At 61.7% G+C, this 13,256-nt stretch carries 9 protein-coding genes; 2 read left to right on the top strand and 7 right to left on the bottom strand.

What is annotated here, in order from left to right:
• Positions 1-85 precede the first annotated feature (85 nt).
• Positions 86-2,170 (top strand): S-layer homology domain-containing protein, encoded by a 2,085-nt coding sequence (locus Q0G85_RS02870; protein ID WP_297154548.1) that lies wholly within the window; start codon positions 86-88, stop codon positions 2,168-2,170.
• 230 nt (positions 2,171-2,400) lie between these two features.
• Here the strand turns inward: Q0G85_RS02870 and ftsY are convergent, their stop codons facing one another.
• The 7 genes from ftsY to Q0G85_RS02835 form a co-directional block, all read right to left on the bottom strand.
• Entirely contained in the window at positions 2,401-3,324 is a 924-nt protein-coding gene (gene ftsY / locus Q0G85_RS02865; RefSeq protein WP_297154546.1) for a signal recognition particle-docking protein FtsY, read from the bottom strand.
• A gap of 168 nt (positions 3,325-3,492) precedes the next feature.
• Positions 3,493-7,059 (bottom strand): chromosome segregation protein SMC, encoded by a 3,567-nt coding sequence (gene smc / locus Q0G85_RS02860; RefSeq protein WP_297154544.1) that lies wholly within the window; start codon positions 7,057-7,059, stop codon positions 3,493-3,495.
• Positions 7,060-7,062: 3 nt separating this feature from the next.
• Positions 7,063-7,947: a ribonuclease III gene (gene rnc, locus Q0G85_RS02855; protein ID WP_297154542.1), complete on the bottom strand. Its 885-nt coding sequence runs from the start codon at positions 7,945-7,947 to the stop codon at positions 7,063-7,065.
• Positions 7,948-8,000: 53 nt separating this feature from the next.
• Positions 8,001-9,068, bottom strand: coding sequence for a phosphate acyltransferase PlsX (plsX, locus tag Q0G85_RS02850; protein WP_297154540.1), 1,068 nt, complete (start codon positions 9,066-9,068; stop codon positions 8,001-8,003).
• A 140-nt stretch (positions 9,069-9,208) separates the two neighbouring features.
• Positions 9,209-9,388, bottom strand: a complete 180-nt coding sequence (rpmF, locus tag Q0G85_RS02845; RefSeq protein WP_297154538.1) for a 50S ribosomal protein L32 — start codon at positions 9,386-9,388, stop codon at positions 9,209-9,211.
• 259 nt (positions 9,389-9,647) lie between these two features.
• Positions 9,648-10,658 (bottom strand): alpha/beta hydrolase, encoded by a 1,011-nt coding sequence (locus Q0G85_RS02840; RefSeq protein ID WP_297154535.1) that lies wholly within the window; start codon positions 10,656-10,658, stop codon positions 9,648-9,650.
• A 28-nt stretch (positions 10,659-10,686) separates the two neighbouring features.
• Positions 10,687-12,000 (bottom strand): MFS transporter, encoded by a 1,314-nt coding sequence (locus Q0G85_RS02835; RefSeq protein WP_297154533.1) that lies wholly within the window; start codon positions 11,998-12,000, stop codon positions 10,687-10,689.
• A gap of 253 nt (positions 12,001-12,253) precedes the next feature.
• Between Q0G85_RS02835 and Q0G85_RS02830 the strand changes: the two genes are divergently transcribed.
• Entirely contained in the window at positions 12,254-13,159 is a 906-nt protein-coding gene (locus Q0G85_RS02830) for a LysR family transcriptional regulator (protein WP_297154531.1), read from the top strand.
• The last annotated feature ends 97 nt before the right edge of the window (positions 13,160-13,256 follow it).

Below are 13,256 nucleotides of genomic sequence, written 5' to 3'. Positions count from 1 at the left end.
TTCGCGCTATACTATCCACAAACCTGTTTATTTGGGTTTTGGAATATAGGAGAAGGGAAATAGAAAGAAGGAAAAGGAGGTTTCCATGTTATCGAACGCCAAGAAGGCCTGGCATATTGCGCTTGCATTCGTGCTCGCCACGGCACTCGCATTGCCGAGCCTTGCATTCGGTCTCGATGGAAAGGGAGACACGTCAACTGCCGCTGATGGCACGATGGCTGTCTACGTCGAGGATGAGGCGGGCAACACCGCCCTCTTGAAGTCCTACACTGCCGAGGAGTTCTCGGCTCTTGCGACCGAGGTTGATGCAGGCTACCAGTACACCAAAAACGACAATGTGAACGTTCTCGCCGTCAAGAAGCTCGTCGAGTTTGACAAGCTCATTGCCGACGCAGGCGCTTCCGCATACTGGACGGAAGGCGCCAAGCTGCAGTTCACCTGCACCGACGGCGTGTACAAGAAGAGCGTGCCCAGCTACGAGCAGCTCCATGAGACGGGTTATTTCTACCCCAACCGCTCCAACACCGAGCTCACCGATGTTTCGGGCGCCATTGAAGTCCCCGCAGGCATCGCCATCCCCGGCTGGTACAAGAGCGTGAAGACCGAGGGCGAGTTCTCCGCTGACGCGCTCGCCGCCGCGCTCGGCGTGCTTGACGGCACCATCACCGACGCCAACCAGGCCTGCAACTCCACCAAGGTTGCCATCGGCATCGCTCGCGACCTCTCCTCTTCCGAGGAAGGCGCCGTCATCGACGCCGGCATGCGCCTTACCGGCAGCGTGGTCGCCCTCACCATCAAGACACCGGCCGGCGTGACCGTGAACAGCATCTCCAACTGCACGATTTCCGGCACCGATACCCAGTACTACACCGGCGCCGCTATCACCCCGATCACTGTCTCCGACCAGGAAGGCAACCTGCTCGCCAAGGATGTCGACTACACGATCGAGTACGTTGACAACGTGAATGCCGGCACCGCCAGCTTCACCATCACCGGAATCGGCAACTACGTCGGCCAGGTCAAGGGAACCTTCACCATCACCGACAAAATCTTGAACGTGCAGATCAACGGCCTGCCCGTGAAGTCTTACACGATGGCCGAACTGGCGTCGAAGCTCTCCACCGACACGCAGTACTACCAGCAGTCCAACCACGGCGCTGTCGTGGGCTACGCTGCCACCGATTACATCACCTTCGCCGACCTTCTGAAGGATGCCGGCATCGACCAGTACTGGGATGAAGGCTCTAACCTGCAGTTCGTATGCACCGACGGTCTCTACGGAAAGAACCAGCCCACGTTCGAGGACATCGCAGAGCAGAACCTGTTCTACCCCAACCAGTCCTCAACCGACGTGAACAACATCACCGATGCCGTTGAGACGCCCGCAATCCTCGCGTTCTCCTACGGATCCCAGAAATCCGAAGGTGAAGTTGTGAGCGACACGGCGCAGGCTGCTGCCGCCAACATGAGCACCTACCCCCTCGCTAAGGTCTTCCGCGGCTGGAAGGCAGACGAGACTGGCACGATCAACGCTCCCGGCTGGCGTCTTGCCACCGGCGTTGTCACCGTGAACCTGCAAACCACGCATGCGTCGAAGATCTTCTCCGACGTCGAAGCCGGCTCCTGGTATGAGGATGCCGTCACCTTCTGCAACTTCGCCAAGTTCATGACCGGCTATGCTGACACCGATCTCTTCGGGCCGAGCAACGCTCTCACCCGTGCTGAGTTCGTGACCGTGCTCCATCGCATCGTCGACCCTGAGGCCGCTTCTGCCGACTTCACGAACGTGAAGAACGAGACTGGCTTCGCCGACGTTGAGGATGGCCAGTTCTACACCGCAGCTGCCAACTGGGCCGTTGCCAACAAGATCATCACCGGTGTCGCCGGTGTCGAGTTCCAGCCGAACACCCCGGTCGATCGTCAGACCATGTGCGTCATCCTTTCCCGCTACGTCAAGGCCGAGAATCCCTCCATGGACAAGCTTAACGCCATGCCGGATGCTGACGGCGTTGCCGAATGGGCAACCGAAGGCGTTGCGTGGGCTCTGAACGCTGGCGTCATCTCCGGCGTCGACGTTGACGGCACCCGATACATCCAGGCTGACACCGTTCTCAGCCGCGCCATGGCCGCCCAGGTCATCGCCAATTCTTGCTACAACGACCTGCTCTAATCGATCCACGAGCATCTCGTTCGCATGAAAAAACGCTCGGTCCGCAAGGGCCGAGCGTTTTTTGCTTGCCGAAAATGAAATGCCGTTGAGATTGCTGCGCAGCAAACGGCAGCCCGACATATGAACTGCCAATATTGCATCGCGAAAGGCCGAACAACCCCGTAAGCGAATCCCAAGCACGAGAAGCCCAGGCGCCTGAGATAAGGCGGCTTTAGCGGAAAGCCCGACCGCTACGCCTCGCGCTCGTCAAAGTCGCCCACGAGGGCTCGCGCGAAATCGTGCGCGTCGAAGTCCTTCAGGTCGTCCATGCCCTCGCCCACGCCGATCTTCAGCACGGGAAGCTCAAGCTCATGGCTCACGGCAAGCGCGATGCCGCCCTTCGCCGTGCCGTCGAGCTTGGTGACGACGATGCCATCGAGCGAGAGCGCGTTGTTGAACTCGCGCGCCTGCTGCATGCCGTTTTGGCCGGTAGTCGCGTCGATGACGAGCACAGTGTGGACCGGCAGCTGAGATCTCTTGCGCACGACGTTCACGACCTTTTCCAGCTCGCGCATAAGGTCGGCTGAGGTGTGCAAACGACCAGCAGTATCGATAAGAACCAGATCCGCGCCCGTTTCCTCCGCGCGCTCGATCGTGGCATAGCATACGCTCGCAGGGTCGCTTCCCCGCTCGCGCTCGACCACTTCGACATCTGCGCGGCGAGCCCAGACCTCGAGCTGCTCGATCGCGGCGGCGCGGAAGGTGTCGGCGCTGCCCAAAATGACGTTGCGGCCCGCATCGGAGGCTTCTTTGGCAAGCTTGCCGACGGTCGTCGTCTTACCCGTGCCGTTAATGCCAACGAAGAGCACGAGCGCGGGTTCGCCGCCGAAGACCTCTTCCCCACCTTCGGTAAACGTGCTTGCGATCTGCTCGTTCAGCATATCGAGCACTGCATAGGCATCGGGAAGCGCCTTGCGCGTCGCCTGGTCGCGCAGGTTCTCGACGATGGAGCTTGCAGCGGGAGCCCCGACATCGCTTAAGATGAGCGTCTCCTCGAGCCCGTCCCAAAACTCATCATCCAAGTCCGGCCCGCGGTCGAGCAGGACGTTCATCTGCTCTTTGAATTTATTACGAGAGCGCGAAAGACCCTCGCTGATGCGATCGAAGAAACCCATGTTCTATCCTTTCAGAAAAACGAAGAGGCAGGCAACATGCCTCGGAATCTTCCACATCACAGCATAGCAAAGAAACGCCCCCGACATCCGAAAATGCCGAGGGCGTTGACAACACGTAGGCGGAAATGGCGAATGGGCGCGCCACATGGGCTCACCGCACACGAAAGCTTACTCGGCGTACTGCAGGGCCCTATCGAGCTTCTGGCTTACGACCTTGGTCACGCCGTCTGCCTGCATCGAAACGCCGAACAGCACATCGGCGGTTTCCATCGTGCGACGCTGATGCGTGATCATGATGAGTTGGGTGGTTCCGCGCAACGATTCCACGAACGCGATGAGACGACGCAGGTTCGTGTCGTCAAGTGCCGCCTCGACCTCGTCCAAAATGTAGAACGGTGTGGTGCGAATCCGGTACACCGCGAACAGAAGCGCGATCGCCGTAAGCGATTTCTCGCCGCCAGACATAAGCGACATCTTGGTGATGCGCTTGCCGCGCGGTTGCGCCGAGACCTCCACGCCTGTGTTCTCCAAATCGTCTGGGTCGACGAGCGACAGATGCGCCGAGCCGCCGGGGAACAACGTGGCGAAGATTTCCTGGAAGTTGGCGTTCACCGCCTCGTAGGTCCGCGCGAAGTCGTCTTTCATGCGCGCATCGATGACGCGGTTGATCTTCGCGAGCGACTTGCGCGCACCGTCCAAGTCAGCGAGTTGGCTTGCCAGGTAATCGTAGCGCACCTTGAGCGCGTCGTATTCGTCAGCGGCATCGGGATTGATCGTGCCCAAATTGGCGATGCGGCGGCGCAGCTTGAAGGCAGCGTCTTCCACTTCGTGGCGATTCTCGAGCTCAGGGTACGCAAGCGCCGTCTCAAGCGGCGTGCGGCAACCGTGGACGATCTCGCTCACTGCGGCTTCCACCTGCACTTCGAGGCGCCCCTTGTCCACACGGGCGGCGCTTAGGCGCTCGCTTGCCGCGTCGTAGGCGTCGTGGGCGGCACGCGCTTTCGCACGCGCCTCGTTCGCCTGGGCATGCAATCCCGACTGGGAATCCTGCGCTTGAGAGGCCTTGTCCTCCAAATCGATCGTCCATCGGCGGGCGCTCTGCGCGAGTTCCTCGAACAGCGCAAGCAACGGCTCGATGCGGGTTGCGGAAAGCTCCTTCGCATGATGTGCCAGACGCTGCATCTTCGCTTGAGCGGCAAGCTGAGCAAGCTCGCCCGCACGCGCATCGCGCACGCGGATGGTATAGGTCTCGCGCTCCACGAGGGTCGCGGCAGCAAGACGCGCCTCGGAAAGCGCATCGGTCGCCTGCTGGGCAGCATCGCGCAGGGGCGCCGCGGCATCGAGAGCGACGGCGAGGCTTTCCTTCACGCCTTCAAGCTCGCGCCCGAGCTCGTCGGCTAGACGCGCATATTCCTCGACGTCGGGGCGGGCCTTCGCGATAGCCTGCTCGGCCTCCGAGCGCTGGCGTTCGACGTTTTCGAGTTCGTGGCGGGTTGAAGTCAACTTCTGCGCGGCAGCGTCAGCGGCAGCGCGAGCAGCATCCGACTTGCCCCTCGCTGCGGCCAATTCCTGGCTTTTCGCAAGGCTTTCGCCCTGAGCTGCGCGCAAAGCGGCGTCGGCGACCTCAGCAGCCTCTCTCGCCTGCTGTGTCGCGGCCTTTGCAGCGGAAAGCTCACGCGAGAGCTCCTCGAGGCGACGAGCGCGTGCAAGGGCGCCTCGCCCCCCATCGTCGACGTGACGGCCGGCAACCACCTTGCCCGACGGCCACACCACGCATCCATCAGGCGTGATGAAGCGAAGGCCGAGCGCATCGGCAGCGTGGGCAGCAAGCGCCTCATCAAGGTTCGCGCAGACGACGACATCGCCGAGAAGTGCGCGGATCGCACGAGCAGACGTTTCGGGAAACGAAAGCCTCTCGAGAAGCGCATATCCCGGGGCATCCGCAGGGCGCGAAGTGGCGTCCGGCGGCAAGGCGCCATTCGCGTCATCGCGCAGAACGAGCGTCACCTCGCCGTTTTTCCCCTCGGCGACAAGCGAGGCGATCATGTTCGCCGCATGCAATCCGTCAGAGACAAGCAGGGCGGCCACGTCGGCACCAAGAAGATGCTCAACGAGGGCTTCCTGCCCCTCAGGTGCGGAAATCTCATGGGAGAGCGGTGCCACCGCGGCATCGAAGGCGCTCGCGTTGCTCGCAAGCCACTCGAGCGCCGGACCCTGAGCCTTGGCCGAGGCGCGCTCGACCTCGCGCAGGGCATCGATGGAGGCGGAACAGGCGCGCTCGGCATCGCTCGCCTCGTCACGGGCAGCGCGTGCCGCCTCGGCAGCTCGCATCGCCTCCCCCACGTGCATGCGGGATTCCTTTTCAACCTGTTCAAGCGCCGAAAGCTGTTCGTCGAGATCGCGCGCATGGTCGCGAGCCTTCGCGGCCTCCACCTGAGCACGGTCGAACTGCAGGGAAAGCTCCTGCGTGTGGCCCTCGATGATCTTCATGTGTGCGAGGCCGTTCGTGAGCGCTTCTTTGAGCTCGGCATGCTTGGCGCGCGCCGAATTGATGCGCGACTCCAAATCGCGGCTCGCACGGCCAAGCTCGGTCGCGCGCTTCTCGGTCTCAGCACGACGCGCCGTTACATCCGCATGGTCCGCGGCAAGACGCGACACCTTCTCCTCGGCCTGCGCACGTTCGGCCTGCACGCTTGCGAGCTGGGCATTGGCAGCATCAAGGTCAGCTTGCGCAGTCTTTGTGCGAGCGGCGTTTGCCTCAAGGGCCACCGCGAGCTCGCCCGCACGGCTGGTCGCCGCACGCTTGCGCTCGCGCATGACGAGCTCAGCGGACTCGATGCGCTCAACGGCGCTCGAAGCCTGACGATGCTGACGCGTCAGCTCACCGGCACTCGCGCCTTCTTGGCGGATCTTCTCCTGCAGCGCCTCGGCAGCGGACTCGGCGGCGGAAATCTCTGCGCGCTTCGCCTCGAGCTCCGCAGAGACAGCTTCCTCGCGGCTCGTAGCGGCGGCATGCTTTCCCTGCAGCTGGCGCAGATCATCGACAGCAAGCTGCAACCTCAATTCTGAGAGCTCGGCAGAGAGCCCGAGGTAGGTGCGCGCTCGCTTCGCCTTGCGCTCAAGCGGCTTCAACTGCCGCTCAACCTCGGCGGTCACATCGCGGACGCGCGCAAGGTGCTGGTCCATCTGGGCCAGCTTACGCTCGCTTTTCGCCTTGCGCTGCTTGTGCTTGAGCGTTCCCGCCGCTTCTTCGATGAGCGCGCGGCGATCCTCCGGCTTCGATTGCAAGATGGAATCGAGGCTGCCCTGCGAGATGATAGAGTGCGTGCCCGTGCCAAGCCCCGAATCATGCAGGATGTCGAGCACGTCCATGCGGCGCGCCACCGTGCCGTTGATCAGGTACTCGCTTTCACCGGAACGGTACATGCGCCGGGTGATGGCAACCTCGTCGTAGTCGACAGGAAGCGTGCCGTCCGAGTTGTCGAGCACCAAGTCGACCTCGGCAAGACCCGCTGCTCGTCTGGCGGAGGAGCCGGCGAAGATGACGTCTTCCATGGCCTGTCCGCGCAGATGCTTGGCATTGCGCTCACCAAGCACCCACAACACCGCATCCGAGATGTTCGATTTTCCCGATCCGTTCGGGCCGACAACTGCCGTGATGCCCGGCTCGAGCGTAAGCGCGCTTCGATCGGCAAAGGACTTGAAGCCTTTGAGGACAAGGGACTTAAGGTGCATTCGCTAGCCCTGCTTCTTCTGAAGGCGCGCGGCTTCCTTTTCGGCTTTGATGCGAGCGCGCTCAGAGGCCTTCTCGGCCTTCGCGTGCGCCGCAGCTTCCTTCTCGGCGGCACGTGCGGCGGCCTTCTCGGCTCTAGCCTGAGCTGCGGCTTCTTCCTTGGCAGCACGCTCCTCCTCGGTCAGGCCGAGCCCGAAGAACTCGCCCAGACGAGCAAGCGTGCTTTTCGCCGCCTGGCTTTCGGCCTCCTTCTTCGTACGACCGGTGCCACGCGCCAAGCCCTGATCGCCTGCATACACCTGCGCAACGAACGTGCGGTCATGCGGCGGGCCTTGCGTCTCGATCAGCTTGTAGGTCGGCGTAATGCCGCCCTCCTGCAGCTTCTCCTGAAGGGCACTCTTGGGGTTTTCGGGCTGGGCGGCCAAATCGATCGACATATGCGGAATGAGCGTGCGACGCACGAACTTCACCGCAGCGTCGATTCCACCGTCGAGATAGAGCGCGGCGACAACCGCCTCGTATACGTTTTCAAGCGCTGAGTGAAGGCCTCGCTTGCCCGTGCCCGTCTCCGACGAGCCGAACACGATGATGTCGGCGAAACCGAGCTTCGCGGCCACATCCGATAAGCTCGAGCCCGCGACGAGCGCTACCTTAATGCGGGTAAGCCCGCCCTCGTCGATTTCGTGGAAGCTGTCGAAAGCGATTGCCGCCACGATAGCGCCCACGATGGAATCGCCCAAGAACTCCAGGCGCTCGTAGGAGTACTTGACCGGACGGCCCTCCGTCGCCGAGGGATGCGTAATCGCAGACAGGAGCAGCTGTTCCTGCTTGAATTCATAGCCCAAGATCTCCTGGGCGCGTAAGAGTTTTTCTTGCTGTTCTTCAGTCATCGACATGCTGGATTAAACCGCCTTGAGACTTCCGTGGCTATTATCTTAAACTCTTATTCTATCTGTTCAGAAATATTTGCGTCGGAGCCTGCGAGCGTCTGCGCGATTATTTCAGAAACGTTCTCGCGAGCGGCGCGGGCGGTCACGAGGATGCCGTTCTTCACCGCCTTGGCGTTTGAAGAGCCGTGTCCGACGACGACGGCACCCTTGCAGCCCAGAAGCGGCGCACCGCCGTAGGTGTCTGCGCTCATGCGGTCCTTCAGCTCGTAGAGCTCGCTTTTGAGCGCGAGCGCGCCGAGTTTCGCCTTCGTCGACGACATCATGGCATCCTTCACCATCTTGAAGAGCACCTTCGACGTGCCCTCGATGGTTTTAAGCGTCACGTTGCCGGTGAAGCCGTCGCACACCACGACGTCGAATTCGCCCGTCAGGATGTCGCGCCCCTCGGCGTTGCCCGCAAACCCCGGCACCTGCTTGGCCATGAGGGAATGCGCCTTAATCGCGAGGTCGTTGCCCTTCGTTTCCTCCTCGCCGATGTTGAGAAGGCCGATGCGGGGACCGGAAACGCCCATGATGCGCTCGGCGTAGATACCCGCCATGCGGGCGAATTGCACGAGATAGGCGGGCTTGCAGTCGGCGTTCGCGCCCACGTCGCACAGAAGCACCGGATGCGACGGCGCGGGAAGGGGCATAGCGAGCGCAGGGCGCTGAACGCCTTTCACTCGCCCGATCACGAGCGTCGCGGCGGCAAGGCAGGCACCGGTCGACCCCGCAGAGAAGAAGCCTGCAGCCTCGCCTTCCTTCACCAGACGGCAGCCCACCACGATCGAGGAGTCCTTCTTCTGCCGCACAGCACGGGCCGGATGCTCGCCCATATCGATCACCTGGGTGGTAACGCGCGCCTCGCAACGTTCGTGCTGCGCGGCGAAAGGAGAAACCACCTCGTCAGGCCCGCACAGGATGATCTTGAGCTCGGGGTCGGCTTCAAGCGCCGAAGCAACCCCCTCGAGCACGACGCCGGGGGCGTCGTCGCCACCCATGGCATCAACAGCGAGAACGGTTCCGGGGAATGCTGCAGCCTCGTCGCGTGCGACGGCCGATTCGCGGGATTTCCTTCCCATGGTGCGCTCCTATCCGGCAGATGCGATGCACCCACCTCGTGAAAAAGCCTCCCGTCCGCGCACGAAAGCGCACGGATATGGGAGGCTCCAGGCTTGCCTATGTTAAGAAGCTAGGTCGGACTCGAGGAGCCCGCAAGCCGCTATTCGGTCTCGATGACTTCGCGGTTCTTGTAGAAGCCGCAATTCGGGCACACGCGATGCGGAAGCTTCACTTCACCGCACTGCGGGCACACGGAACGAGCGGGGGCGTCGATGCGATCGTTAGCGCTGCGACGAGTATGGGTGCTTGCACGACCCGTTTTTTGCTTAGGTACTGCCATGATCTAGCTCCTTTGTAAAACATCGGACGGATTTCCGAACCGCCCGCTTATCACTGGGTAAACACGCGAAGAGATATGATAGCAAAGAGGAATGCACAGCGCAAGGCCTTGTGTGCGTTTTCGCCTTAGCTTACCACATAATGCGCAGAAAAGCACAGGCGCCGCAGCACAACGAGGGCGCGCACCGCTTGCACGGCGCACGCCCTCGCCCATTCACAATTGCAGCAGGCCGTAATCCCACGGCTCGCCTTGCGCATCCCTACAGATACGACGGCACGAGCTCGATTTCAGGAAGCGACGTACGCGGATGCTCAGCGCGGTCGATGCCCGAGATCTCGTCGGCGAAGTCGATGAAGCGGTTCATGTTCTCCGACGTCTTGAACCACTCGTCGCCATGCACGGCGCCCTCGACGAGCTCAAGGACCGCGCGCTTGCCCGACAGCTCGCCTTTGAGCAGCTCGTATTCCTTATGGGGATCGGCGGAACGGTACGCGATGCACTCGCCGTCGCCAAGCCCCTGCAGCGTCTCGTAGAGCGCCACGGACTGCGCGAAGGGAACGACTGGGTCGCCTGTGCCATGCTGGATGAGCATCGGGGGCACGCCGTCGGGACGGCGCTTGATCGCCTTCACGGAACTCGCCATATCGCAGCGCTCCTCAGGCTCGGCCACGATGCAGAAGCCCATCACCTGGTCGGGAGGGGACATCGGGTTGTCGCCGTCGTCGCGATGGCCCGTCTGATGCTCGCAAACATAGATGTCGGACACGCCGTACATCGAGAAGCAGCCCTGGACCGAGGAGTCGCCGCAATCGCCGAGCAGGCAATCCTCGAAGTCGATGTCGTCGTTGGTCGCGGCGACGGTTTGGGCGATATGACCGCCCGAAGAATTGCCGCACACGATCACGCACTCGGGGTCGAGATGGTACTCTTCCGCATGGTTTCGAAGGTAGCGGATGGCAGCCTTCACATCGTTGACCTGGGCAGGCCACTTCGCATGCGAGCTCAAGCGATATCCGACGCTTGCAACCGCATACCCCTGCGAAGCCGCCTGGAAAAGGCCCGCGATGTTGTCCGCGCGCTTGAAGCGGAACTTCCACGCACCGCCGTGCACCGCGACGATCACGGGGAAGGGGCCCTCCCCCTCGTCGGGAAGCACGAGGTCGAGCTTCTCGCGCTCGTGCGCGTCGGCGTAGGGGATGTCAAGGTAGGCGCGCTTGAACTGCGACATGTCGACAGCCTTGAACGGTGCCTCATTCATTTCTTCAGTCATTCCAATCGTCTCTTTTCCTCAGGTGAACTTAAGCGGCGTCGGTGGCGGTGCCGGCGTCGACGGCCTTTGCGCCCTTGCCCTTCTTGATCACGAGCGCAACGGTGCCGACGATCCCGCAAGCGATGCACAGAAGCGCGCCCGTCCACAGGTCGGCGGAGTACTGGGCAGCCGAAGGCGCGAAGGCGTACAGGCCGGTCGCGGGGGCAACAGCAAGCGAAGCGGCGGTGAAGTAAGACACGATGAACACCGCAATCTTCACGCCGGTCTGGCAGAACGCGCCGATCTTGCCCTTCACGGAGTCGGGAGCGCCGTCAGCAGCGGACGCCATGGAGCAGATCATGACCTGCAGGCCGAAGAAGCTGAACAGGCACATCGAAGCCGCGATCCCGATAAAGGAGTGCATGTTGATCATGATGAGCAGTGCCACTGCCATTCCGAACAGGCAAAGCACGCGCCCGCCAAGGCGCTTGGTCACCCCGAAAATCGGCCCGAAGAACGCGCTCACGATCATGCCGAACACCATGGAGATGGAGGAAAGGGTGCCGGTCGTGGCGGCGTCGCCGATGCCAAGCTCGCTCACGAGCGAGGAGAGGCTTACGGTCAAGCCCTGGAACACAAGGGTGAAGAAGAACACGAGGAAGATGCACACCCACGACGCAAGCGGGATGCGACCTTTCTTCGCGGAAGCGGCGCCTGCGGAAGCATCAGCGGCCTTCGCCTTCTTCTCGGGAACAGCCACCTCGGGCTCCTTCATGAAGAGCAGCACGAGCACGAAGGCGACGGTGACGATGAGGTACGCAAGGAAGACCATATGCCAGCCGGTCGTGGCCAAAATGCCGCCGATTTGCATGAACACGATGTTGCCAAGAGAGCCTGCGACCTGGGTGAATCCCATGTAGCGAGCGAGCTCTTTGCCCGAGAAGAACATGTACATGAGGCTCACTTCAACGCCAAGGCAGGAAGCCTGGCCGATGCCGAACAGGAAGCGGCATGCGAGGATGGCGTACAGGTTATCGATAAAGAACGGCGCCACGCCCATGACGACCATGAGTGCCGTCGCGGAAAGCAGGATCGTGCGGTAGCGCACCTTAGTGCCTGCGATAAGCCCGATGAGGATCGTCACCGGAATACCCACGAGCGAAGGCAGCGTGTAGATGTACATGACGGTGGTGCGGTCGAAATCGGGGAACGCGTTGTAGAGCGTCTGCAACGCAGGCGAGATAGTCATCGTCGAGCAGACGACGAAGTACAGCGACAAGATCGCGATGAGGATCGTCGTTTTCTCCCGTTTCGACAGATTGGCGATTTGCTCTTTCGAGAGCGCTTTCGATGAGGCTGCCATGCATGCCCTCCTTGGTTCTGCGGCCACGGCCGCGAGGGGGACGGGCGCGTTTTCGGCGGGCACATGTTCGTTCCCTCCGTCCGCCGACTTCTCTCCCCTGTTTCGTGTTGCCCGTCGCGAGACAGGGCGCATTATTTCGCAACACGAATGTGCAAATCCAATAGAATGGATGGAGGAGCTATAAAAGAAATTGATAATACCTGGTAGATTCAAGAAAAAATGTGACGCCCAATTTGTCGGGAGGATTCAAGCGATGGATTTCGACCATCTGAGGTACTTTCAAACGCTCGCGGCATGCGGGAATTACACCGCCGCGGCGAAGCAGCTCTTCATCAGCCAGCCGGCGCTTTCATACGCGATGTCGCAGCTTGAGGCGCGCACGGAAATCAAGCTGTTCGAGCGCACCTCACGCGGCGTCCGCCTCACGCCCGCCGGCGAGGAATACCTCAAGCACGTCAATCGCGCAATCGAGGAGCTCGACATCGGGAAGGCGCGCGCCCGCACGATCGCCGGCGGCGCCTCGATCGTGCGCATCTCGCTCATGCGCGTGCTCGGCGCGATATTCCTCCCGAACGCAATCACGCGTTTCAAACAGGCCTTTCCCGACGAGGAATGCAAGTTCGACCTGCGGCTAGGAATCGCGTCCGAGGTGGCTGCCGACATCGAGGAGGGACGCTCGGGAATCGGGCTGAGTTCCCGCGTGAGCAACGCGGACCTCGAGCAGGTCGCCGTCGCGAAGCAAAAGCTCGTCATCATCACGCCCTGCGACCACGACCTCGCCCGAAAGAAGAGCGTGAACCTCATCGAAGCGGCGAAATATCCGCAAATAGGCTTCGCGCCGGGGACCGGACTTCGCCCGACCGTCGACAAGATGTACTCGGATGCCGGGGTATCGGTGCGCTATCTCAGCGAAGAGCGCGAGGACTACACGGTCGCCGGCATGGTCGCGGCAGGCTTCGGCATCGCGGTCGTGCCACGGCTCGCCATCTTCGAGCAGCTCGACGTTTCCTGCCTCGAGATCGAAAACGAGAACAACTACCGTACGTTCTATATGGTCTATTCCAAGAATGCGGCGCTCACCAGCGCGGAAAAGCGCTTCATCGAATTCGCGCGCATGGAGGTCGCCGAACGCGGTCTCGCAAACGCGGAGATGAGCTAAGAGGCGAAGGGCGCGGGCCACGAGAAAGCCCCCCCCCGCAAAAAAGCAAAAACGCGCCCGCCATGTCGACGGGCGCGCTGCAATAACGCGATAATCC

The organism is uncultured Ellagibacter sp. (assembly GCF_934617235.1).
GTDB lineage: Bacteria > Actinomycetota > Coriobacteriia > Coriobacteriales > Eggerthellaceae > Ellagibacter.
Note: the sequence above shows the minus strand (reverse complement) of the source record. Positions and strands in the feature narration are given on the sequence as shown.

Excerpts from the sequence above, each read along its gene's own strand:
- Q0G85_RS02870 (WP_297154548.1), top strand. The coding sequence starts at position 86 with ATGTTATCGAACGCCAAGAAGGCCTGGCATATTGCGCTTGCATTCGTG.
- ftsY (WP_297154546.1), bottom strand. The coding sequence starts at position 3,324 with ATGGGTTTCTTCGATCGCATCAGCGAGGGTCTTTCGCGCTCTCGTAAT.
- smc (WP_297154544.1), bottom strand. The coding sequence starts at position 7,059 with ATGCACCTTAAGTCCCTTGTCCTCAAAGGCTTCAAGTCCTTTGCCGAT.
- rnc (WP_297154542.1), bottom strand. The coding sequence starts at position 7,947 with ATGACTGAAGAACAGCAAGAAAAACTCTTACGCGCCCAGGAGATCTTG.
- plsX (WP_297154540.1), bottom strand. The coding sequence starts at position 9,068 with ATGGGAAGGAAATCCCGCGAATCGGCCGTCGCACGCGACGAGGCTGCA.
- rpmF (WP_297154538.1), bottom strand. The coding sequence starts at position 9,388 with ATGGCAGTACCTAAGCAAAAAACGGGTCGTGCAAGCACCCATACTCGT.
- Q0G85_RS02840 (WP_297154535.1), bottom strand. The coding sequence starts at position 10,658 with ATGACTGAAGAAATGAATGAGGCACCGTTCAAGGCTGTCGACATGTCG.
- Q0G85_RS02835 (WP_297154533.1), bottom strand. The coding sequence starts at position 12,000 with ATGGCAGCCTCATCGAAAGCGCTCTCGAAAGAGCAAATCGCCAATCTG.
- Q0G85_RS02830 (WP_297154531.1), top strand. The coding sequence starts at position 12,254 with ATGGATTTCGACCATCTGAGGTACTTTCAAACGCTCGCGGCATGCGGG.